The organism is Nocardiopsis prasina DSM 43845, from assembly GCF_000341265.1.
Taxonomy (GTDB): Bacteria; Actinomycetota; Actinomycetes; order Streptosporangiales; family Streptosporangiaceae; genus Nocardiopsis; species Nocardiopsis prasina.
This window is the reverse complement of record NZ_ANAE01000231.1, coordinates 1-940: the sequence shown is the minus strand read 5'-3', so window position 1 is coordinate 940 and position 940 is coordinate 1. Positions and strand designations below refer to the sequence as shown.

Sequence of the window (940 nt, the reverse complement as noted above, 5' to 3'; positions counted from 1 at the left end):
CTAGGCACTGTTTTTTGAACGGGTCAGGTCACGGAGCCAGATCCGGATCGAGGCCACCTGCACGGTCCCGTCGAAGATCGCGGCCCGCTTGTCATAGCGGGTCGCGACCGCCCGGTTCTGCTTGAGCAGGTTGACCGCCCGCTCCACGGTGTTGCGGTCGCGGTAGGCCACCCGGTCGAAGGCCGGGGGCCTGCCGCCCGCCGCCCCCTTGCGCCTGCGATGTTCACGCTGGTCACGGGGCTGGGCGATGGTCGCTTTGATCTTGCGTTTGCGCAGGTGGCCCCGGTTGGCCTTGCTGGAGTAGGCCTTATCCCCCAGGACCCGGTCCGGGCGGGTGCGTGGACGGCCGGTGCTGCGAGGCAGCCACAGCGATGCCATCAAAGGTTCGAACATGGTGCTGTCCCCGCGCTGGCCTGGGGTGGTGGCCAGCACCAGGGGACGCCTGTGCTGGTCGGCGAGCAGGTGGATCTTGGTGGTCAGTCCGCCCCTGGAGCGTCCGAGCGCTTCGACCCCGTCCGGTTCCTCCCGCGCCGCGTCCCCTTTTTCGCGGCCCCGGCAGCGTGCTGGTGGGCGCGTACGGTGGTCGAGTCGATGCTCGCGATGAGCTCTTCGCCGCTGTTGGCGTCGATGCGCAGCCGGTCGGCGATCCTTTGCCAGGTGCCGTCGATGGACCAGCGGCGGTGGCGTCCGGCCGCGGTCTCCCAGGGCCCGTAGCGCTCTGGTAGGTCCCGCCAGGGAATGCCAGTGCGGGCACGGAACAGGATCGCGTTGATGACCTTACGGTGATCGGCCCACTTCTTGCCCTTGGCAGGGTCGGCGGGCAGGAGCGGGGCGAGCAGGGCCCACTCGGCATCGGTGAGTTCATGACGGCCAGACACATCGACCACGATGCCAGCGCAGACCCTGCTCCACTCCCAACTTCTAAAAAACAGTGCCTAGG

1 protein-coding gene is annotated in these 940 nt (G+C 68.2%); it reads right to left on the bottom strand.

Annotated features, from left to right (window positions below):
- Positions 1-878 (bottom strand): IS5 family transposase gene (locus D452_RS30010; RefSeq protein WP_394297100.1). Its coding sequence is split into 2 segments (ribosomal slippage): positions 1-507 and positions 510-878, totalling 876 coding nucleotides; the frame shifts between segments, so codons are not numbered across the junction.
- Positions 879-940: the final 62 nt, after the last annotated feature.